21 protein-coding genes and 3 pseudogenes are annotated in these 20,158 nt (G+C 41.9%); 14 read left to right on the top strand and 10 right to left on the bottom strand.

The window, feature by feature from the left end; genetic code table 11:
• Positions 1-134 precede the first annotated feature (134 nt).
• The 4 genes from GPK81_RS02015 to GPK81_RS02000 form a co-directional block, all read right to left on the bottom strand.
• A complete protein-coding gene (locus tag GPK81_RS02015; RefSeq protein WP_330384716.1) occupies positions 135-395 on the bottom strand; it encodes a tyrosine-type recombinase/integrase in 261 nt (86 codons plus the stop codon).
• Positions 396-518: 123 nt separating this feature from the next.
• Positions 519-971 (bottom strand): VOC family protein, encoded by a 453-nt coding sequence (locus GPK81_RS02010; RefSeq protein ID WP_015517515.1) that lies wholly within the window; start codon positions 969-971, stop codon positions 519-521.
• A gap of 185 nt (positions 972-1,156) precedes the next feature.
• Positions 1,157-1,360: a hypothetical protein gene (locus GPK81_RS02005; protein ID WP_118512131.1), complete on the bottom strand. Its 204-nt coding sequence runs from the start codon at positions 1,358-1,360 to the stop codon at positions 1,157-1,159.
• Between the two features lie 26 nt (positions 1,361-1,386).
• Entirely contained in the window at positions 1,387-1,866 is a 480-nt protein-coding gene (locus GPK81_RS02000; protein WP_242997149.1) for a hypothetical protein, read from the bottom strand.
• Positions 1,867-2,412: 546 nt separating this feature from the next.
• Here GPK81_RS02000 and GPK81_RS01995 point away from each other — a divergent pair.
• Positions 2,413-3,621, top strand: a complete 1,209-nt coding sequence (locus tag GPK81_RS01995; RefSeq protein ID WP_119248375.1) for an IS110 family transposase — start codon at positions 2,413-2,415, stop codon at positions 3,619-3,621.
• A 119-nt stretch (positions 3,622-3,740) separates the two neighbouring features.
• On the opposite strand, the gene GPK81_RS18425 is transcribed toward GPK81_RS01995, so the two are convergent.
• A complete protein-coding gene (locus GPK81_RS18425) occupies positions 3,741-3,986 on the bottom strand; it encodes a helix-turn-helix domain-containing protein (RefSeq protein ID WP_092071104.1) in 246 nt (81 codons plus the stop codon).
• 136 nt (positions 3,987-4,122) lie between these two features.
• On the opposite strand from GPK81_RS18425, the gene GPK81_RS01985 reads away from it, so the two are divergent.
• On the top strand, positions 4,123-5,148 hold the full coding sequence (locus GPK81_RS01985; RefSeq protein ID WP_021650138.1) for a molybdopterin-binding protein: 1,026 nt from the start codon (positions 4,123-4,125) through the stop codon (positions 5,146-5,148).
• Positions 5,149-5,197: 49 nt separating this feature from the next.
• Positions 5,198-6,205 (top strand): molybdopterin molybdotransferase MoeA, encoded by a 1,008-nt coding sequence (locus tag GPK81_RS01980; protein ID WP_174088758.1) that lies wholly within the window; start codon positions 5,198-5,200, stop codon positions 6,203-6,205.
• 117 nt (positions 6,206-6,322) lie between these two features.
• Here the strand turns inward: GPK81_RS01980 and fdhD are convergent, their stop codons facing one another.
• Complete coding sequence (gene fdhD / locus GPK81_RS01975; RefSeq protein WP_021976152.1) at positions 6,323-7,027, bottom strand: formate dehydrogenase accessory sulfurtransferase FdhD; 705 nt, start codon at positions 7,025-7,027, stop codon at positions 6,323-6,325.
• A 120-nt stretch (positions 7,028-7,147) separates the two neighbouring features.
• On the opposite strand from fdhD, the gene GPK81_RS01970 reads away from it, so the two are divergent.
• The 6 genes and pseudogenes from GPK81_RS01970 to GPK81_RS18420 form a co-directional block, all read left to right on the top strand.
• Positions 7,148-7,639 carry an MOSC domain-containing protein gene (locus GPK81_RS01970; RefSeq protein WP_129976025.1) on the top strand — a complete coding sequence of 164 codons (492 nt, stop codon included), beginning with the start codon at positions 7,148-7,150 and terminating at the stop codon, positions 7,637-7,639.
• A pseudogene (locus GPK81_RS01965) lies at positions 7,590-7,739 on the top strand (cyclic pyranopterin monophosphate synthase MoaC); the annotation flags it as partial. The gene GPK81_RS01970 and the pseudogene GPK81_RS01965, both read left to right, overlap by 50 nt.
• Before the next feature lies 1 nt (position 7,740).
• On the top strand, positions 7,741-8,715 hold the full coding sequence (gene moaA, locus GPK81_RS01960; protein ID WP_119248128.1) for a GTP 3',8-cyclase MoaA: 975 nt from the start codon (positions 7,741-7,743) through the stop codon (positions 8,713-8,715).
• 6 nt (positions 8,716-8,721) lie between these two features.
• Positions 8,722-9,210 (top strand): MogA/MoaB family molybdenum cofactor biosynthesis protein, encoded by a 489-nt coding sequence (locus GPK81_RS01955; RefSeq protein WP_021976150.1) that lies wholly within the window; start codon positions 8,722-8,724, stop codon positions 9,208-9,210.
• Between the two features lie 7 nt (positions 9,211-9,217).
• Positions 9,218-9,697 (top strand): annotated as a pseudogene (mobA, locus tag GPK81_RS17835) (molybdenum cofactor guanylyltransferase); the annotation flags it as partial.
• A 3-nt stretch (positions 9,698-9,700) separates the two neighbouring features.
• Positions 9,701-9,775: pseudogene (locus GPK81_RS18420) on the top strand (SDR family oxidoreductase); the annotation flags it as partial.
• Positions 9,776-9,822: 47 nt separating this feature from the next.
• Here GPK81_RS18420 and GPK81_RS01940 read toward each other — a convergent pair.
• The 4 genes from GPK81_RS01940 to GPK81_RS01925 are packed head-to-tail and all read right to left on the bottom strand — an operon-like array spanning position 9,823 to position 13,738.
• Positions 9,823-10,686 (bottom strand): TylF/MycF/NovP-related O-methyltransferase, encoded by an 864-nt coding sequence (locus GPK81_RS01940; RefSeq protein WP_110103571.1) that lies wholly within the window; start codon positions 10,684-10,686, stop codon positions 9,823-9,825.
• Positions 10,683-11,708, bottom strand: coding sequence for an XdhC family protein (locus tag GPK81_RS01935; protein ID WP_173775593.1), 1,026 nt, complete (start codon positions 11,706-11,708; stop codon positions 10,683-10,685). Before GPK81_RS01935 ends, GPK81_RS01940 begins: the two co-directional genes overlap by 4 nt.
• Before the next feature lie 31 nt (positions 11,709-11,739).
• Complete coding sequence (locus GPK81_RS01930) at positions 11,740-12,813, bottom strand: histidine phosphatase family protein (RefSeq protein ID WP_215706428.1); 1,074 nt, start codon at positions 12,811-12,813, stop codon at positions 11,740-11,742.
• Positions 12,806-13,738: an NTP transferase domain-containing protein gene (locus GPK81_RS01925; protein WP_227573955.1), complete on the bottom strand. Its 933-nt coding sequence runs from the start codon at positions 13,736-13,738 to the stop codon at positions 12,806-12,808. Before GPK81_RS01925 ends, GPK81_RS01930 begins: the two co-directional genes overlap by 8 nt.
• A gap of 209 nt (positions 13,739-13,947) precedes the next feature.
• On the opposite strand from GPK81_RS01925, the gene GPK81_RS01920 reads away from it, so the two are divergent.
• The 5 genes from GPK81_RS01920 (at position 13,948) to GPK81_RS01900 (ending at position 20,158) form a co-directional block, all read left to right on the top strand.
• Positions 13,948-14,208 carry a hypothetical protein gene (locus GPK81_RS01920; protein ID WP_092071079.1) on the top strand — a complete coding sequence of 87 codons (261 nt, stop codon included), beginning with the start codon at positions 13,948-13,950 and terminating at the stop codon, positions 14,206-14,208.
• Positions 14,209-14,244: 36 nt separating this feature from the next.
• Complete coding sequence (locus GPK81_RS01915) at positions 14,245-17,007, top strand: molybdopterin-dependent aldehyde oxidoreductase (protein WP_015526496.1); 2,763 nt, start codon at positions 14,245-14,247, stop codon at positions 17,005-17,007.
• 101 nt (positions 17,008-17,108) lie between these two features.
• Complete coding sequence (locus GPK81_RS01910; RefSeq protein WP_215706427.1) at positions 17,109-19,403, top strand: pyridine nucleotide-disulfide oxidoreductase/dicluster-binding protein; 2,295 nt, start codon at positions 17,109-17,111, stop codon at positions 19,401-19,403.
• Positions 19,403-19,624 carry a DVU_1557 family redox protein gene (locus GPK81_RS01905; RefSeq protein WP_005427475.1) on the top strand — a complete coding sequence of 74 codons (222 nt, stop codon included), beginning with the start codon at positions 19,403-19,405 and terminating at the stop codon, positions 19,622-19,624. The genes GPK81_RS01910 and GPK81_RS01905 overlap by 1 nt, the downstream gene beginning before the upstream one ends.
• On the top strand, positions 19,625-20,158 hold the full coding sequence (locus tag GPK81_RS01900; RefSeq protein WP_215706426.1) for a class I SAM-dependent methyltransferase: 534 nt from the start codon (positions 19,625-19,627) through the stop codon (positions 20,156-20,158). It abuts the gene before it with no gap.

The following is a 20,158-nucleotide window of genomic DNA, read 5'->3' as shown; positions in this document are numbered from 1 at the left end:
GTGAGAAGCCTGATTTTCAGGCTTGCCACCCTTGCATATCATAGAAGAATCTTATTTACAGACTTTTTCTCACAGTCTCAAAAAAAGAACACACAACACTCTGTATGTTCTCTTTCTGTATGTGAAGTCCAATATTATACTTTGAAGTAGCTATCCAATCCTTTGAACTCTTCCGCTTTCATTTCTTTTGTAACATCAGCATAGATGTTCAGTGCAGTTGAAATATCTGAATGTCCGAGTGCGTCTTGAATGACCTTTATATTTACTCCAGCTTCACACATTCTTGTTGTAAATGTATGTCTAAGCGAGTGGCAGCTAAAATGAGGAAGTAACACATCAGGTTCATCACTGTGCAAAAACTGCTCATCATTGCAATCACGGATAATTCTTCGGATTGTCTTGTAGTTTGCGAATATCCGTATAAATAGAAAAAGCCCTTTGAGAAGAGGATTTCTCCCCTCTCAAAGGACAACCAGACAAACTGAAAGTTGCCGCTTTCCTGTACTTACCATTTTTCATTAAAGCGGCTGCATCATCTCAAGAATGATTCCATCCGGGTCTCTAAAATAAAAAGCTCTACTTTCCCCAAATCCATCTGCTCTAAAATCGAAATACTGCGGTTCAGACAAGCACTCCACATTATTATCTACGAGATGTTTGTAAGCAGAATCAATATCATCTGTGTAGAAACATACTTCCGAGATAGATGTTGTAAACAAATCAGAGGGAACTTTCTTTACTTCGTTGTTTACAAACTGAATCAGCTCAACTGGCGGTGCTTCAACAGCCTTGGAGCCATTCAAATAAGCGACCCTTGCTTTGCAATTTACTCTACGAAACATTTTATCTGTTTCTTCGCCTTCCATAAAAATCTCTCCTTGAAACTCAAGCCCAAGGACATCTCTGTAGAATGCAATTGAGCGTTCCAAATCAGAAACCGTTAGTCCTACATGATAAATTCTTCCAACCATATATATTTCTCCTGTAAATTCCGATTTATCTTTGCCTTATGTTATCATAATTCGGTTTAAATTGCTATAAATAGCTTTATTCCAATAATAGAAAACCCCAGAAATAATTAAGATTCCGGGACCTTATGTTTGAACATATTTACTTTTTAATTTATTTAACAAATAAAATTTTGATTGACCTTTAGTTAATATGAATCAATCATCTGCATTAGCTTCTTATAAAATTCATTTCTATCGTTGTAAATTTTTTCCAATTCTTTTTCTGTAAACAGTGCATAGGCTCTATCAGGAACAGCTGTCAAGCCATCGCAGCTAAATGGTATGCGCCGCCCACCCCTGAAAATGGCTGCTTCCCAGTACTTTTTTCTAAAATATTTAATTATTCCCATGTAGTACCATCTCTTTCCCATATTTGTTATTGACGTTCTGGCAAGTAAAATACTTCTGTTTTTACCATATTATCATCAAAATCCATTTCTACATAATAATCTCGGACAAAATATGATCTCCAGTAATCTTGTAGTGAGTAGATATCCAGAGTTTTGAAATCGACAATGCACAGAGAGATAGCCTCTTTGCGTTCACTGTTTGATTTTCTGTATTCTAATGAAGCAGCTACTTTATTTAGGCAGTTCTGACATAAATGCTTTTCCAACATGTTGGTATCAACTTCATAATTTATCGGCAACGTCACATCTATGCTTGCCATACCACGGCTTGGAGTTCCATCTGAAGAATAAGCTATTTCACCTGTATTCCCAGAGAGGAATGAAGTTGAAGCAGCACTTTCTATCTCATTTCCGTTTTCATCGTAATTTTTCAGTGGAAAATCAATCACATACCAGTCATTCAGCGATATCAATCCAATGGTGTCAAAATTTTTGTAGTAGCTCATTAGGCTTTCTTCCGCATTTCCACATAGATAGCATTTTGATGTGTCTTCCAGGGATGAACGCAGAGCGTCAAAAGTTACATCAATGTCAGAATGGCGTTTAGCAGATACTGGTTGGGAAGATGCCTGCTCATGGGCAGAGGCATAATATGCGATGATTATGGAGATAACAATTATGACTGCCAGTATGGAAAGCCAGAAATAATCTATAATTCTTTGATTGCAAGGTATTTTGTTGTATTGCGTGTCTTGGTCAGGTTCACCTCCTCTCTACTACAATATATTTATGGTTAACATCCCTTACAACCAGTAAGGAATTATCCATCTTGTTGCTTAAGCTGTATAATGATGGAGCAATCGGTATATCGGCTTCCTTTCTTGGACTTCGCGTCCGTAAAATAGACTGATAACCAGTTCCTCATTCGCAGCGTTCGTTTTATGCAGGTTGAATCGTCACAGGCGCATTCGTGTCACACCACAGTAGATTGAATAGGCAATGAGTAAAACTGGTACTTATCCATTGCAATAATCTTAAGGAGTGACAAATTTATGAACGCAGTAGGTATCGATGTTTCTAAGGGTAAAAGTATGGTTGCTATCATGCGACCTTTCGGTGAAATCGTTTCCACCCCCTTTGAAATCAAACACACAACCAGTGACATCCATTCACTTGTAGAACTCATCAACTCTGTTGAAGGTGAGTCACGAATCGTGATGGAACATACCGGACGTTACTACGAAGTCCTTGCCCATCAGCTTTCAGAGGCTAACCTTTTCGTCAGTACCATTAACCCCAAACTTATCAAGGATTTTGATAATGATTCCCTTCGTAAAGTCAAATCTGATAAAGCGGATGCCGTTAAGATTGCACGCTATGCACTTGACAAATGGCAAAATCTTAAACAGTATAGTGTTATGGATGAATTACGCAATCAGCTTAAAACCATGAACCGTCAGTTTGGCTTCTACATGAAGCATAAAACAGCCATGAAGAATAATCTTATCAGCATCCTTGACCAAACCTATCCTGGTGTTAATACTTACTTTGACAGTCCTGCACGCAGTGATGGCAGCCAGAAATGGGTTGATTTTGCATCTACATACTGGCATGTGGACTGTGTCCGTAAAATATCCCTAAATGCCTTTATCGACCATTATCAAAACTGGTGCAAACGCAAGAAGTACAACTTCAGTCAGTCAAAAGCTGAAGAAATCTATGGAAAAGCGAAGGAACTTGTTCCTGTACTTCCAAAGGATGCCATTACAAAGCTTATTATCAAGCAAGCTATAGACCAGCTTATTAGTGTCTCTACAACTGTTGAGTCACTACGCACTCTCATGAATGAAACTGCATCCAAACTCCCGGAATATCCTGTCGTTATGGCTATGAAAGGTGTTGGAACTTCACTTGGTCCTCAGTTGATGGCTGAGATCGGAGATGTTTCCCGTTTCACTCACAAAGGTGCTATTACTGCATTTGCCGGTGTAGATCCTGGTGTTAATGAATCTGGAACCTATGAACAAAAAAGTGTTCCTACCTCAAAACGTGGCTCTGCAGATCTACGAAAGACCCTATTTCAAGTAATGGATGTTCTTATCAAGATGATGCCACAAGATGATCCGGTATATCAGTTCTTGGATAAGAAACGTTCTCAAGGTAAACCCTATTATGTCTATATGACTGCGGGTGCCAACAAGTTTATAAGAATCTACTATGGTCGAGTGAAAGAATATCTTGCATCTCTTCCAGAATCTTAATTATCCACTAATATTTTCAGACCAGCACTGGTGTGGTGGTCTTATTTTGATACCCAATTTTCAACCTGTATAAAATTTTCAATGTTCTTTCAATTTAGCCTTGACTTTTTATTTGCAGGCTATTTCGTCGAGTTTTTTAAGAAATCAATCTCCATTTGTTGCTGCTGTGTTTGAGCTTTTAGTAGTCGGTTTTCAGCTTTCAACTTCTCAATATCTGATAATTGAGAAATCGCTTTGTTCTTACCTCGTCGATCATATAATCCTTCGATTCCTTTATCTTTATATTTTCTAACCCATGCATAAACTTGTCCGTAGGAGCAACCATATTTATTCGCTGTAGAAGAATAATTACATCCCGTGTTCAAGGCTTTGCGGTATTTTTTTGGATTTCAATGTGTCAAACTCCCGTGTTTATGAAAGTTGTGTTTTTCTTGGCAATATGTTACAATTACTCCATATAAATTTATAACTTTTCTAGACAGAAAGTAAAAGGGGAACGTCATGAAGTGTATTAAAACAACGGACGCGGTAGGACATGTACTGTGCCATGATATTACCAGAATTGTGAAGGATGTGGTAAAAGATACAGCCTTTCGTAAAGGACATATTGTACAGGAAGAAGATATTCCGGTTTTGCTATCTCTGGGAAAAGACCATCTTTATGTGTGGGAGAAGGATGAAAATACTTTGCATGAAAATGAAGCAGCGCAGATTCTGTGTGATGTGTGCATCAATGAGAATATGCATCCAACGGATGTAAAAGAAGGAAAAATTGAGTTGATTGCAGATTGTGACGGAGTATTTCAGGTGGATGTGCCGAGGCTGGATGCTATTAATGAGATCGATGAGATTATGATTGCCACCCGTCATACAAATTTCCCGGTAAAAAAAGGTGACCGTCTTTTAGGAACCCGTGTGATTCCGCTGGTGATTGCAAAAGAAAAAATGGATTTGGTGAAGAAAACAGCAGGAGAAAAACCGCTGGTATCGCTGGCACCTTATAAGAAACGGAAGGTAGGAATTGTAACCACCGGAAATGAAGTATTTTATGGAAGAATTAAGGATACTTTCACACCGGTAATCATCGAAAAAATGAAATCTTACGGTGCTGAAATTCACGGACATATTCTGTGCAATGATGATATGGAAAAAATCACTGCCGCTATTATGAAATTAAAAGAAGAAGGGGCAGATCTGATTGTCTGTACCGGTGGTATGAGCGTGGATCCAGATGATAAGACACCGGGCGCGATCAAAAATACAGGAGCGAGAATCGTATCTTATGGTGCTCCGGTACTTCCGGGAGCGATGTTCCTGTTATCCTATCTGGAAGATGGCACACCGGTAATGGGACTGCCGGGATGTGTGATGTATGCAAAAGCCACCGTATTTGATCTTGTTCTGCCACGTATTATCGCAGGTATAGAAGTGACAAAAAAAGATCTGGCACATATGGGAAATGGCGGATTCTGTCTTGGTTGCAAAGAATGTCATTATCCGAACTGCAGCTTTGGAAAGGGCGTATAAGAGCAGGACAGGAGGAATAAGCATGGAAAAGCTTACGGTAGAGTAGGCACTGGAAGCACTGCTGGAACATACAAAAGTAATAGAGGAAACGGAAACTGTACCACTTTTGCAGGCATGTGGAAGAGTGTTGGCAAAGGATATGATTGCAGGATTTGATAACCCGCCGTTTGACAGATCACCTGTGGATGGTTATGCCTGCAAAGCGGAGGATATAATGGATGCATCAGAAAGTCATCCGGTACAGTTGACGGTATTGGAAGAGATTGATGCGGGGCAGTATTCCAGAGTCACAGTGGAAAAGGGGCAGGCGGTTCGGATTATGACAGGCGCAGCTATTCCGAAAGGCTGTGACTGCTGTGTCCGTCAGGAGGATACAGATTATGGAGAAGAGACTGTCAGAATCTTCCGTCCGACCGGACAGTGGCAGAATTACTGTTATCAGGGAGAGAATTTTAAAAATGGAACGGTTCTTTTGAAAAAGGGTGACAAAATCGGATTTATTGAAGCAGGTATACTGGCCAGTATGGGAGTCATAAAAGTGAAGGTTTATCGTCGGGTAAGAGCAGCTGTTCTGACTACCGGAGATGAAGTAATGGCACCCGGAAAAAGATTGATTCCGGGGAAGATTTATGATTGTAATCAGGGACTTCTGGCGGCTCGCATGAAAGAATTTGGTGCAGAACTGGTGGAAGTGGCAGCCATAGAGGATCGCCCGCAGGCTATGACAGCAGCAGGCGAAGTCATGGCTCTGGACTGGGGAATTACATTGCAGTGTGATACCACAGGAAAAGAAGACGCCAGCAGTGTAGGAGTGCGAAGTCACTTTATACATCCGGTACTACCGGAAGCAGATGGCACAACGAAAAACGTATTTCCATGTAAAGTGGAAAGAGTGATTGAGGACGTGTTTTCGTATATCTTGATCGTATCTACGAAAGAAGAAGCCAGGATTCGCGTAGATGTGACGAAAGAACAATGGCAGCAGTACCAAAAGCATATTTCTGGAAATAAGATATGGATTGGGATAGATGAAAAAGATGTGATGTTATTAAAATAAATGAAAGAATCACCGTATCAAGGTTGAGGTAATCTATGATACGGTGATTCTTTCGTGAAAAATGCGAAAAAGCTTTCAATATCCAGTTCCGGTGGTTTAATATGTGGTTGTCAAACATTATTTCGTAAATACTTTCATTCGATCCCTTCTGGCTGCACAGATCAGGGTCAGGTGATATTTTTTTGCAAGATCAATTGCTTCAGAAGTAGGAGAAGCCTTGCTGGAGAGAATTGGAATCCCTGCATGGATGACCTTTAAAGTCATATCAGTAGGTATTCTGCCGCTGGAATATACCATACATTGATGCAGGTCAATATTGTGCCGCAGAGCGTAGCCGATCACTTTATCCAAAGCATTGTGCCGTCCGATATCTTCGCAGGAAAACAGAATGTGATCTTTTTGAGCGAGAATGCAGCTATGTGTGGCAAAGGTAATGCCATGGAGAGGAGAACCATCCGCAAAGGCATCCGCCATATGAAAGATCCATTCTGGTTTCCAGAAAATCGGTGTAAGTGACTGCGGCTCTTTGGATGTAACAAAGTAATCATTTAAAATATGATTGCCGGTACAGCAGGTAGGAGTTACTTCTACAAAGGCATCCGATGAGGATTGTGTGCTGCGTGCCGAATTTTTTAAATAGACTTTTGCACGTTTTCCATATTCACAGATATAGATATGATCTACATCTTCGGAAGACGTGATGATTTGTTCTGTCAGTAATCTTCCAAGAACCAGTTCAGTCAGATGCTGGGGCAGGCAAACAAGTTTCATAGTCAGATGATCATTTATATAGACATCCATCATATGTTCGTTAATATACATAATTTCTCCAATTGAAAAAACAATTCTTTTATCATGTTTACTATGTGTTATACTAGATCTAGTATAATGGACATCTCTTTATTTCGAAAGAGTGAATTGAGGGATGAAGGAGGAAATAAAATGGGAAAGATTATGGCGGTAAATATCAGTGAGAAGAAAGGTACACAGAAAAAGAATGTACATAGTGCCAGACTGATGGAAGAATTTGGAATCGAGAAGGACGCCCATGCCGGCAAGTGGCATCGCCAGGTGAGTCTTCTTTCTTATGAAAAAATAGAAGAATTCAAGGCAAAGGGAGCACCGATCGAAGACGGAGCATTTGGAGAAAACCTGATTGTAAGTGGATACGATCTGAAGGCATTGCCGGTTGGCACCAGACTTCGCAGCGGAGAGGTATTATTAGAAGTGACACAGATCGGGAAAAAATGTCATAGTGGATGTGAGATTTATAAAATTATGGGTGACTGTATTATGCCAAGAGAAGGTATCTTTACCAGAGTACTTCATGGTGGCGTATTGACAGAAGGCGATGAAATTGTGATAGAGAAGGCAGCAGGTGAGGCAGATGGAGGCGCTTACTGGTGTGAATGTGGCACTTTTGACAATTTATGACATGTGTAAGGCAATTGACAAGTCCATGGAGCTGACGGACATTCATCTGGTAGAAAAAAGCGGAGGAAAAAGCGGGTTATATCGAAACCCGAAAGAATAGTATGAAGGATAGATTTGGAAGAGAGATTGACTATCTGCGGATATCCATTACAGATCGATGTAATCTCAGGTGCGTCTATTGTATGCCGGAAAATGGAGTTGTGCAGATCTCGCATGAAGAAATTCTGACTTATGATGAGATTACCAGAATCAGCAGATGTATGACTGGTTTAGGTATACGTAAGATCAAACTGACCGGAGGAGAACCGTTAATTAGAAAGAATTGTGCCACACTGGTTCGAATGTTAAAAGAACTTCCTGGCATCGAAAAAGTGACATTAACGACCAATGGTGTATTGCTCGAAGAACAGATAGCAGATCTAGCAGAAGCGGGGCTTGATGATATAAATATCAGTCTGGATACTTTAAATGCAGCAGAGTTTGCAAAGGTAACCAGGAGAGAAAGTCTGGATCGGGTGCTGTATGGAATCCAGGCGGCATTACAGTATCCGCAGATTGGATTGAAGATTAATTGTGTGCCGGTAGTGGAAGAGCAGGAAAATCTGGTATCGATAGCGAGACTTGCAAAGCAATATCCGATTCATGTTCGTTTCATTGAAATGATGCCGATTGGATATGGAAAGGATTTTCAGTTTCGGGGAGAAAGTGAAATATGCGAAATATTAGAGAAAGCATATGGAAGAATGACTCCAATAAAAGAACGATATGGGAATGGACCGTGTCATTATTATAAAATAGAAGAATTTCAGGGTAAAATAGGATTTATCAGTGCGATGACGCATAAGTTTTGCGACCAGTGTAATCGTGTGCGTATGACAGCAGAAGGATTTTTAAAAGCCTGTCTGCAATATCAGACTGGAACGGATTTGAAGAAATTGATGCGTTCAGGATGCACAGCTGATGAACTGACAGAGGCAATACAGAAAGTAATATGGGAAAAACCGGTCAGTCATCATTTTACATCGGAAGAGATTGAGACAGATGAATGTAAATTAATGTCCCAGATAGGAGGATAAGGAATTATGAAAGCTGCGATTATCACATCCAGTGATTCTGGATATGCAGGAGAGAGAGAAGATAAAAGTGGCTCGGTAATCCAGGAAATTTTGGAAGCGAACGATTACGAAGTGGTGCATACCATTCTTTTGCCGGATGACAGAAAGATGCTGGCAGATGAGATGGCTCGTATAGCAGATGAGGGAATAGCAGAGCTGATTGTAACTACGGGTGGAACCGGATTTTCGCCGAGAGACTGTATGCCGGAGGCAACAAAGGATATTATAGAACGTGAAGTGCCGGGGATTCCGGAAGCAATGAGAGCATATAGTATGACGATTACACCAAGAGCTATGCTCAGTCGTGCAGCAGCAGGTATTCGAAAAGGAACACTGATCGTGAATCTGCCGGGAAGCCCGAAAGCAGTCAGAGAAAGTCTGGAATATATTATTCCAGCGCTGGAACATGGATTACAGATCCTGACCGGGGAGGCAACGAACTGTGCCAGAAAATAATCGGAAAATGCAGACTGATATATCTGAATTAGAAAACGGTCAGTTGGCAGAACAGCAATTGCCATCAGATTTTACGCTGGTAGTCCTGGCAGGTGGTGCCAGCAGCCATATGGGAAGGGAGAAGTCAGATCTGCTTTTAGATGGACAGACATTTTTGGAGATACAGATCGGAAAAGGATGTCAGTTGGGAGCAAAACAGATCTTAATTTCTGGATATCGTGGAACACAGTGAGGGGAAGAGATTGTGCCGGATCGAATTTCCGGTCAGGGTCCACTTGGCGGTCTGGAGAGCTGTTTTCGAAGGGCAAAGACAGAAAAATGCCTGGTGCTGGGGGTAGATACGCCGCTGGTACCTGTGGAAGAACTTCAAAATCTGTTGAAGTTCGCAATGGAAAAAGCCGACCAACCGGTGACTATGCTGTGTCATAATGGAAAAGAAGAATCGCTGATAGCGGTATATGATGCCAGACTTTATAAAGAGATCACAGATTTTCTGGCATCAGATGCATCCGACTATCTCAACGGAGCAATCATTCCGGTGGATGGAGGGTATCTCGTAAAATAGCATAATACAGAAGGCGTATAGGATTATGAAAGGCTTCCGATTAGGTTTTAAATGATTTTTCGGATAATAGCACTTCCATGCAGATCGCATACAGGATCTGCAAACAGGTGGTGTTTCAGGCAGAATTCGTCTACAGCTTTGTTACATCCGGAAAACTGGGTACTGTATACGTCATGGATCAGGAGAACTCCGCCGATAGACAGACGTTCATAAAACAGAGGTAATGCAGCAGCAGTTGGAGCATAGAGATCTGCATCTAATGATACGAAACAGAAAGTTTCATCGGTAATATCGGAAAAAGTATCCGGAAACCATCCTTTATGGATGATCACATGTGATGGATCAGGCATGATGCGAAGAACAGAGTCTACATCTGTAGAAGAAAAGTCACCTGTTTTAGCGCGAGACAGATGCCTGGAGGTTTCTACGGCAATATCTTTTTCTGAAAAGCCTTCAAAAGTATCAAAAAGATGTATTTTTCGATCTGGAAAGGCTGTACTGATCAGGCAAGAAAAATCACCCTGGAAAACACCAAGTTCTGCCACATCTCCAGGGATATTTTGTTGATGCATCTGTTCGGCTAAAAGGCGCATAACCGCAACCCGTGCATCGAACATGCGAAGTGCAGAAGGATCACAAAATGAACCGTGATAGCCCAAGTGCTCCATCTGCTGCATCATAGAACCACGCCGCTCTTCATCCAATACACCAAGAATAATCAGATCAGGAAGAAGAGCAGCGGCCTTTGATGGAGAACAGATTGGGATATTACCAATAAATTGTCCATGTTTGCGCGGATCATTATCGGCAAAGCACATGATCTGATAGGAATTTCCAAGAAGTCGGGCAGTCATCTGCCCAATTTGTCCGGCACCGAATATAATAGTTTTGTAGACATGTTTTGTCATCATTTCATAGCAGCCTTTCTTTCAGCTCGAACCTGAATCATTTGTCCTGTGATAGATATTGCGATTTCAGCAGGTGTTTCTGCTTTAATATTAAGTCCCACAGGCGTGATAATACGGTCTAATTCTCGCTCATCGATTCCATACTCTTCTACGAGACGATGAAATACACCAGCTCTTTTGGCAAGACTTCCAATGACGCCGATATAGCATGCAGGTGTGGCAAGAAGTTGTGCCTGCACAATCGTATCATAGGCATGACCTCGTGTCATGACACAGCAATAATCAGCATCTGTGATAGAAATGCTCTGATCCAGATGATCAAAATCGCAAAGGATTGTCTCTGCTGCATCCGGGAAAAGAGCAGGATCTGTAAATTCCGGACGGTCATCCAGAACGATGCAGTGAAAGTCAACACTTGCAAGTATTGGTACCAGCTTTTGTGAAACATGCCCGCCTCCAAATACATAGACAGTTCCGGATGTACCGATTTGTTCTGTAAACAGGTCACAGGTTTCATTGCGATGACGGCATGGTCTTGCAGATAAGGAAGATAAGATGGAAGAAGGAACATCAGCATTTCCAGTCAATCCATAGGATGCACTGTAAAGACTCATACCGGATGTAGCATGAAGATCACAGATCAGCCAGAAATCTTTTCGTTCTTTATATAATGTCTCAGCAGTTACGGCAAGTTCCATAATAATAGGGTCATTATGATCCAGATACTGGAAAAATGCGGTAACATCACCACCACAAATCATACCGATATTTTCAACATCTTTGCGATTCAACCGGAATTCATGTTCACAGGATTCTTTCTTTTCAAGAATATCAAGTGCCATAAGCTCTGCACGATATTCGACAGAACCTCCGCCTATGGTTCCGGCAATTCGGCCTTTTTTTCCAACCAACATACGGGAACCGGCACCTCTTGGCGTTGATCCTGAGGAAGCAACGATGGATGCAAGCACAAGGTCGTTTCCTTTTTGAAATTCTTGTTGTATGATCTGAAATAAAGTTCTCATATATAAAACACCTCCTGTAATTTTCTATAAGTCATATCGTCATGTGACAGATGGTCTGTATCATATTTTGCAGATCAAGAGCCTGTTTAAGCTGTCGTTCATGAGATTTCAAAGCTTCGGGACTGTTACATTTACACAGACTTTCCGCAAATCGTTTTTCGATGGTTACACGTTCGGTTTCCTGAATCAGTTTATCTGATAAAAAGACGATAGCCGCTTCATTCAGAAGTGTCTTCTGTAAACCATGATGTTGTGAAATAATCTGACTGATTTCAGTATAGCCTAATTGTAAGAAAAGATCACCACCTGTTTTGGTGTGATGTTTTTGAAGTCTGGCAATATCGTGAAGGAGTGCTCCGGAGCGAATCAGTTTTTTATTAAAAAAGTAACCATGAGATTCCAGCAGATCGCAGAAATGGCAAGCCAATTCAGTCACTGCATCACTGTGCGCCTGTACATGATGAGGAAGAGACACCGAATCGCGAAGCATCCGGCATAGTTCGTCATGCAAGTCAGGATGAGGCAGCAGGTAAGTCAAATCGGATAAGACAACATGATCGTTATCGTCTGTGTTCAGATGATAATAGGAACCACATGGAAGACGAAAATACTGTCTGGCATGCTGTTTTGAATCAAGCAAATACAGATAAGAAGAAATTACATCTGTATGAGAAACAATCGCAATATCACCCTCAGAAGAACGAAGAATCTCATAAATTGCCTGCGAAAAACGCATGCCAGATGCGAAAGGAGTTTCTGCTCCTGGAATCGGGTAATCAGGATTCATTCCACGTGCTTCATATATGTCCGGCCATCTTTTGCGTATCTCATCAAATGAAAGACCATCCCATTCTCCCAGATTTCGTTCTGCTAAATCTGAGATAGTGATATGTGGAAGATCAGGTGTGATATGTGCAGCCGTTTCCATAGCTCTTGACAAAGGACTGCAGTAAACAGCAGTTATTTTATCATCCAGTTCTCCGTGAAGAAGGACTGACTGCAGATGTCCAAGCATAGATAAAGAAAAATCAGTCTGACCGATACAGTAAGAATGTTCATCTGGATATTGTGGTTTTCCGTGTCGAATAAGATAAAGATTACGCATTGAAAAATCCTCTGAAACACTTTTCAAATATTGCTTCGGAACAGGTACGTGTTTCCTCTGAAAAACGGGCATATCGCTTCAAAAATTCTTCTCCGTATGGTGTCAGCTCACTGTGACTGCCCTTTACACCGCCCTGACTTCGAATAATCAGCGGTTCATGAAGCTGAGATTCTAATGTATGGATCAGATTCCAGCTGGTGGAGTAGGAAATGTGCATGCGTTCGCAGGCATCACGAACAGATCCTGTTTCATGAATCAGTGTAAGCAGCGAATAAAGCTGTTCATCAAAGAAGACCTTTTCCCGTGCCAGCTGAATCTGAATCTCTGAACGGATCAGACTTTGATTGTGTGCACGAAGAAGTTCTGCATAATCCTCTGGTGTATCCGCATCATGAATGATTCCAGGATCTTCTACATTTAAACAATACATGGGAGTTCCACAATGTTCTACAGCACCCTTCAGACCAGTGTTTCCATCATTGCTTAAAATGGACTCAATTAATGAGGAACGAATCAGGATCGGATGACCTGGAGTTCCGTTACAGACCGGAGTGACAAGAGGCTGTCCAAGAGAAAGCATTTGTGTAACGGTATGTGCTGTGAATAGTGGAACATCTACAGGTGTAAAGAGTACCGTATCCACTTTGTCTTTTAAATATTCCAGTCCAATCCTGACAGAATCAAACATATGAGTAGTTTCATAGTCCTCATTTCGAAGAAAAATAACATGATTGGAAGCAAGGTGGCGTTCCAGAGCATCCGCATTGTATCCGGTTACCACCACTATTTTAGAGATTCCGGCCTGCCGGAAGTTATTAATCACACGCTGCGCGATGGAAATGGATCCAAGCTGAAGCATGGGCTTGAAGTCTCCCATTCGTGACGATTTCCCTGCAGCTACGATGAGAGCACCTGTCTGCATCATAGATACCTCCTAAAAACAACATTGTACAAATTTGACATTATTATAGCATAAAAAGTGAGGATAAATAGTAAAATTTTTAAATAAAGTAATAAAAACAATATAAAAAAGAGCGAAAATAGCCAACTAATAATTATTTACAATTTGTAAAACTGTACAAAATTATGATAACATGAAATTATACAAAATAATGTAAACAGGAGAACGTTTCCATGGATAAGATTTTTGAAATTACCGCAAAAGAAGTTACGATACAGGTAAAAGATGAGCGCACAGGAGAGCAATACAGTCGGACACTTCCGATTGATTATTATGAGAATGCGAATGTTTTAAAACTCAGCGGTGAGAATCTGGACGGAAGCAGCTCTTCCATTGTTTTCTATTCTGTCAGAGGAATGGAAAGACTTAAAGATCTGACGGGTAAGGGAGTCGATCATGATCCATGCGGAACACATAAGTCAGAAGATTTGTAACATCGGAACGTGTATTTTTTAAAGGAGGAATGAAACATGATTAAAAAGACATTGAAGATCAATGGTGTGGAGCGAATCCTTATTCTTGATAAGGATGAGACACTGGCTCAGGTACTTCGTGAGCATCTTCTTCTTACAGGATGTAAGATCGGTTGTGGAGAAGGTCATTGCGGAGCATGTAATGTTATTATGAACGGAAAAGTTACAAGATCCTGTATTTACAAGATGAGCCGTGTTCCGGACAATGCAGAGATCACAACAATCGAGGGTGTGGGAACAATTTCTGATATGCATCCGATACAGGTTGCATGGATGGCATATGGATGTGCACAGTGTGGTTTCTGTTCACCAGGTTTTATTATTTCAGCAAAGGTTCTTCTCGATAATAATCCGAGCCCTACCCGTGAAGAAGTGAGGGACTGGTTTAACAAGCAGCGTAATCTCTGTCGTTGTACAGGTTACAAGCCGCTTATCGATGCGACCATGGCGGCAGCAGCAGTTATGCGTGGCGAGATGACTAAAGAAGACCTCGTATTCAAGCAGACAGGTGATTCTATCGTCGGTACAAACTATATCCGTCCATCAGCAGCACAGAAGGTAACAGGTACCTGGGATTTCGGTGCAGATGATGCATTAAAGATGCCGGAGGGAACTCTTCGTCTTGCACTTACACAGGCCAAGGTTTCTCACGCAAATATTCTCAGTATCGATACAACAGAAGCAGAGAGTATGCCGGGAGTTGTTCGTGTTATTACAGCGAAGGACATTAAGGCAGCAGGCGGAACCAACAAGATCAATGGTCTTGTAATGCTTCCGAAACACAATAAGACAGACGGATTTGAGCGTCCTGTACTCTGCGACGAAAAGATCTTTCAGTTTGGTGATGCGATTGCGATCGTAGCTGCCGACACAGAAGAGCATGCACGTGCAGCAGCAGATGCAGTTAAGGTGGAGATCGAAGAACTTCCTGCATATATGAACGCAATGGATGCAATCGCACCGGATGCAGCAGAGATCCATCCTGGTACTCCAAACGCATTTTTTGAGACAAACTGTATCAAGGGACCGGACTTTGACTGGGACAGCATTCCGGATTCACAGCAGGTTGAGATCGAGTCCTACTGTTCACGCCAGCCTCATCTTCACCTTGAGCCGGACTGTGGTTATGGATATATTGATGAAGACGGTATGATAACAGTGCATTCCAAATCTATCGGTATACATCTTCATATGCCTATGATCGCAGATGGTATCGGTGTACCAATGGAAAACTTAAGACTTGTTCAGAACCATGCAGGCGGAACATTTGGTTACAAGTTCTCACCGACAAATGAGGCTCTGATTGGTGCAGCTGTTAAGATTCTGGAACGTCCGGTATCGCTGGTATTTAATCAGTTCCAGAACATTACTTATACAGGAAAGAGATCTCCTGCATTTATGAATATTAAGCTTGCAGCAGATGAAAATGGTAAACTCTTAGCACTTTGGGGTAACAACTATGTAGATCACGGTCCATATTCAGAATTTGGCGATCTGCTTACCATGAGACTTTCTCAGTTTACAGGCGCAGGTTATGGAATTAATTCTATTCGTAATAAATCAACAACCGTATTTACAAACCATGCATGGGGCTCCGCATTCCGTGCTTATGGTTCACCACAGTCTTATATGGGATCTGAGATTGCAATTGACGTGCTGGCAGCTAAGATGGGAATCGATCCGTTTGATATCCGTGAAATGAACTGCTATAAAGAATCAGAGGGCACTACCATCCCGACAGGTTATCCACCGGAGGTATATTGTGAGGAAGATTTGTTTAAGAAAGCACGTCCATTGTATGAAGCGGCGAAAAAACGTGTTGCCGAAAAGAATGCAGCTTCTGACGGAAAGATGAAATATGGTATCGGTGTATCTCTTGGAGTATACGGTTGTGGTCTTGATGGTGTTGATACATCAAATGCATTTGCAGAATTAAATCCGGATGGAACCGTTACGATGTATGCTGCATGGGAAGATCATGGACAGGGGGCTGATATGGGTGTTCTTGTATCATCTCATGAAACACTGCGTCAGGCAGGAATCAGACCGGAACAGATTAAACTGGTTATGAATGATACGAAGACATGTCCGAATGCAGGACCTGCAGGAGGATCACGCTCACAGGTTATGTCAGGTAATGCATGTCGTCTGGCTGCAGAAAATCTTGTAGCAGCAATGAAGAAAGAAGACGGAACATTCCGTACTTATGATGAGATGGTAGCAGAAGGGCTTGCAACAAAATATGAAGGTAACTGGGTAACTACATTCTGTGCAGATCATCCGATCGATCAGGATACCGCACAGGGCGATCCATTTGCAACTTATATGTATACTATCTTCCTGCCGGAAGTTGCTGTTAATACAGAAACAGGTAAAGTTACCGTTGAGAAATTTACTTGCGTAGCTGACGTAGGTACGATCATGAACAGACTTCTTGTAGAAGGTAATTTCTATGGTGGTCTTGTACAGGGTATCGGTCTTGCTCTTTCGGAAGATTTTGAAGATTTGAACCATGACACCACTTTGAAGAATTGTGGTATTCCATATCCAAAGGATGCTCCGGATGATATTGAACTTCACTTCAATGAAACATATCGTCCAAGTGGTCCTTACGGTGCGGCTGGTTGTGGTGAGGCTCCACTGGATGCTCCACATCCTGCAATCCTGAATGCAATCTTTAATGCGACAGGTGCACGTATTACACGTATCCCTGCCCGTCCGGAAAGGGTTCTTGCAGCATTAAAAGAACTTGAGAAATAAGCTTAATTCATAATGTGGTTGGAGTAAAAGCTGCCAACTGTGATATAATCAGGGGAGACGGGAAACTGCCTCCCCTTTACAGACGAAAGGAGTATCAGGTTATGACATACATACAGGAGAGGGGTTCTACTCACGTTTATCATGTAAATCGAATGTCAAAAGAAGAGATGGATCATATGATCAGTCTCTGCGTCCATGAACAGCCGGCCTACTGTGTTGCAGCCTGTCCTTTCAAAATGGATACAAAAGAGATGCTGTATTATGCTGCAAAAGGAAATTTTAAGAAAGCGTTGGCAATTTATGAGAAAATTACACCATTTCCAATGATTCTCTGTGATGGATGTACGGCACCTTGCGAAGATAATTGCAAGCTTTGTGAACTTGGTGATGGTGTCTCCATACGAGAAGTAGAACGTGCGATTGTCCGGTATGGAGAACCGGGAAGACGAAGCAGTGTATTTCGCATGAGAAAGAAGAAAAGGGCAGCAATCTTTGGTTCTGGATTATTTCCACTGTTTCTTGCAGGGGAACTGGAAAAGAAAATGTATCCTACGACAATTTATTGTAAGGAAGAAGATTATGAAAGCTATATTGCAGCGGCAGCCGGACATCTTTTGGAATCAGACCGCAGCAATGAAGCGAAACGTCTGAAATCTATGGATCTTTCTTTTGAATTTGGATGCAGTTTGAATCTTTCGTTTATCAGAGAAAAAATGGAACTGGCAGATGTGGTATGCGCATCAGAAGAAGTGGCAAAAATGTTAGCTCCGGAAGAAGCAGCAGATGTCGAGATTATGTTAAGAGAACAGGCAAAGATTGTCAGCGGACCTGCGGAATCTGTGATGGATGCGGCTTTTGCCGCAAAGCGGGCAGCTTTGACAGTGGATCTTCTGGTACAGAATTTATCGCCGCACAGCAACAGAGGCAGTGAAGGAGCAGTGACTACCAAGCTTTATACGAACATGGAAGGAATCCATGGATCGAATAAGATTTTCTGTGGTCAGGATGGGTATTCAAAAGAAGAAGCTGTAGAAGAAGCAAAACGATGTATTCAGTGTCATTGTGACGAATGCATGAAAGGCTGTGTGTATTTAAGTGAATATCAAAAACATCCGGGTTTATTAGCCCGTGAGATCTATAATAATACGCAGATTATCATGGGAGATCATCCGATGAACAAACCGATGAATGCCTGTGCCCTCTGTGGACAGTGTATGGTGATCTGTCCGAATGGATTTGATATGAGTCAGGTGTGTAAGTCAGCAAGAGAAAATATGGTATCCACAGATAAGATGCCGCTGGCGCCACATGAATTTGCACTGATGGACATGTTATTTTCAAATTCAGAGGCTTTTTTAAGCAGACCCCAGCCGGGATATGAAACTTGCAGATATGTATTTTTCCCGGGCTGTCAGGCAGGGGCGATAGCGCCGGATGTGGTTATGCAGGCATACGAAGATTTAAGTAATCGGGTAGATAGAGGTGTTGCTCTGATGCTGGGATGCTGTGGTGCAATCAGCGAATGGGCGGGCCGCTATGAAATGACAGAAAAAGTAAATGAGCAGCTGAAACAGGAACTGGCCAAGCTTGGTGATCCGATCATCATTGCAGGCTGTCCAAGCTGCATGAAGCAGCTAAAAGAAAGTATTGGAGCACATGTTATAGGAATCTGGGAAATTTTGAGAGAAATCGGACTTCCACAGCAGGCAAAAGGACTGGAGATACCGGTTGCCATACATGATGCCTGTGGTGCCAGAGGGGATGCACAGACACAAGATATGATACGACAACTTTTGTCGGATATGGGATGTATCGTTGAAGATACAGAATATTCCAGAGATTTGTCTCCATGTTGTGGATATGGAGGTCTGACGGCATATGCCAATAAAGATATGGCAGCGAAAATGACAGAAAAGTGTCTGGAACGTTCCGATGCACCATATATTACATACTGCATGGCATGCAGAGACCGATTTGCCAGAGAGGGAAGAGAATCCCGACATATACTTGAACTTCTGTATGGGGCAAATGTCAGCAACATGCCTGATATCAGTGAGAAACGATACAACAGGCTCATATTGAAACAAACACTTTTAAAAAACATCTGGAATGAGGAACCGATCATGGAGAAAAAAGACTATACTGTTGCCTATACAGAGGAGGCAATCCATATGATGGATGAGCGCATGATACTGAAAAGTGATGTGGAACGTGTGTTATCAGATTACAGAGAAAATCAGGAAGCAATCCTGGATGAAGAAACAAAAGAACTGGTGACAAGAAGCAGACTGGGAAATGTCACATTCTGGGTGCGGTTTGTGGAAACAGAAGACGGATATCTGGTACACAGAGCATACAGTCATCGAATGAATATTATGAAAAGGGTGGGACAGTAATGGCAGTAGAAAGAACATATTATACGATTGATCCGGAAGGAAAGCTGACCTGCATGAAATGTAAGGTTCCTCTTGTAAAAGGAAAAGCAAAATTTATGTATCTGGAAAATGGGTTTCCTGTGGAAATGCCTGTCTGTCCAAAGTGTGGGTTTGTGTATGTTCCGGAAGAACTCGCACTTGGAAAAGTGCTCGCGGTGGAGCGTGCACTGGAGGATAAATAGATGAACAGGCATCCGGGAGGGGAAGCGCAGACGCTTCATCTTCTGGAGAACATAGAATGGAAAAAAGAAATGAAAGCACTGGATCTTGGAGCAGGAGAAGGAGACACGGTTCGAATCCTGAAATCATTTGGGCTGGAAGCACATGGCGTGGATCTTTTCCCACGGGGCAGTGATGTGGAAATTGGCGATTTTCTGCATTTGCAGTATTCATCAGACAGTATAGATCTTTGCATCAGCCAGTGTGCATTTTTTGTTAGCAGAGATCAGAAAAATGCACTATCTGAATGTTGGCGTGTTTTGAAAAAGGGAGGTTTTCTATTATTGTCAGATCTGGATACTGGAAAGCTTTCAGAAATGGCAGAACAGACAGGATTTACCATTCTCCGGCAGGAGGATCAGACGTTACTTTGGCGGGAATATTATCTGGAAGCAATCTGGAATGATTCGTTCTGCTGCGAAGAGTATAAGATTCTGCAGAAAGAATATAAAGGAAAGAAGCTGCGCTATACCATGTTGGTTGGCAGAAAGGAGTAG

This window comes from Blautia sp. MCC283 (assembly GCF_018785565.1).
Classification (GTDB): Bacteria; Bacillota; Clostridia; order Lachnospirales; family Lachnospiraceae; genus Blautia_A.
The sequence above is the reverse complement of the archived record's forward strand: the minus strand, read 5'-3'. Positions and strand labels throughout refer to the sequence as shown.

Bases quoted from the DNA above. Each gene is read 5' to 3' on its own strand.
- GPK81_RS02010 (WP_015517515.1), bottom strand. From the start codon at position 971: ATGGTTGGAAGAATTTATCATGTAGGACTAACGGTTTCTGATTTGGAA.
- GPK81_RS02005 (WP_118512131.1), bottom strand. From the start codon at position 1,360: ATGGGAATAATTAAATATTTTAGAAAAAAGTACTGGGAAGCAGCCATT.
- GPK81_RS02000 (WP_242997149.1), bottom strand. From the start codon at position 1,866: ATGAGCTACTACAAAAATTTTGACACCATTGGATTGATATCGCTGAAT.
- GPK81_RS01995 (WP_119248375.1), top strand. From the start codon at position 2,413: ATGAACGCAGTAGGTATCGATGTTTCTAAGGGTAAAAGTATGGTTGCT.
- GPK81_RS01985 (WP_021650138.1), top strand. From the start codon at position 4,123: ATGAAGTGTATTAAAACAACGGACGCGGTAGGACATGTACTGTGCCAT.
- fdhD (WP_021976152.1), bottom strand. From the start codon at position 7,027: ATGTATATTAACGAACATATGATGGATGTCTATATAAATGATCATCTG.
- GPK81_RS01970 (WP_129976025.1), top strand. From the start codon at position 7,148: ATGGGAAAGATTATGGCGGTAAATATCAGTGAGAAGAAAGGTACACAG.
- moaA (WP_119248128.1), top strand. From the start codon at position 7,741: ATGAAGGATAGATTTGGAAGAGAGATTGACTATCTGCGGATATCCATT.
- GPK81_RS01955 (WP_021976150.1), top strand. From the start codon at position 8,722: ATGAAAGCTGCGATTATCACATCCAGTGATTCTGGATATGCAGGAGAG.
- GPK81_RS01940 (WP_110103571.1), bottom strand. From the start codon at position 10,686: ATGATGACAAAACATGTCTACAAAACTATTATATTCGGTGCCGGACAA.
- GPK81_RS01935 (WP_173775593.1), bottom strand. From the start codon at position 11,708: ATGAGAACTTTATTTCAGATCATACAACAAGAATTTCAAAAAGGAAAC.
- GPK81_RS01930 (WP_215706428.1), bottom strand. From the start codon at position 12,813: ATGCGTAATCTTTATCTTATTCGACACGGAAAACCACAATATCCAGAT.
- GPK81_RS01925 (WP_227573955.1), bottom strand. From the start codon at position 13,738: ATGATGCAGACAGGTGCTCTCATCGTAGCTGCAGGGAAATCGTCACGA.
- GPK81_RS01920 (WP_092071079.1), top strand. From the start codon at position 13,948: ATGGATAAGATTTTTGAAATTACCGCAAAAGAAGTTACGATACAGGTA.
- GPK81_RS01915 (WP_015526496.1), top strand. From the start codon at position 14,245: ATGATTAAAAAGACATTGAAGATCAATGGTGTGGAGCGAATCCTTATT.
- GPK81_RS01910 (WP_215706427.1), top strand. From the start codon at position 17,109: ATGACATACATACAGGAGAGGGGTTCTACTCACGTTTATCATGTAAAT.
- GPK81_RS01905 (WP_005427475.1), top strand. From the start codon at position 19,403: ATGGCAGTAGAAAGAACATATTATACGATTGATCCGGAAGGAAAGCTG.
- GPK81_RS01900 (WP_215706426.1), top strand. From the start codon at position 19,625: ATGAACAGGCATCCGGGAGGGGAAGCGCAGACGCTTCATCTTCTGGAG.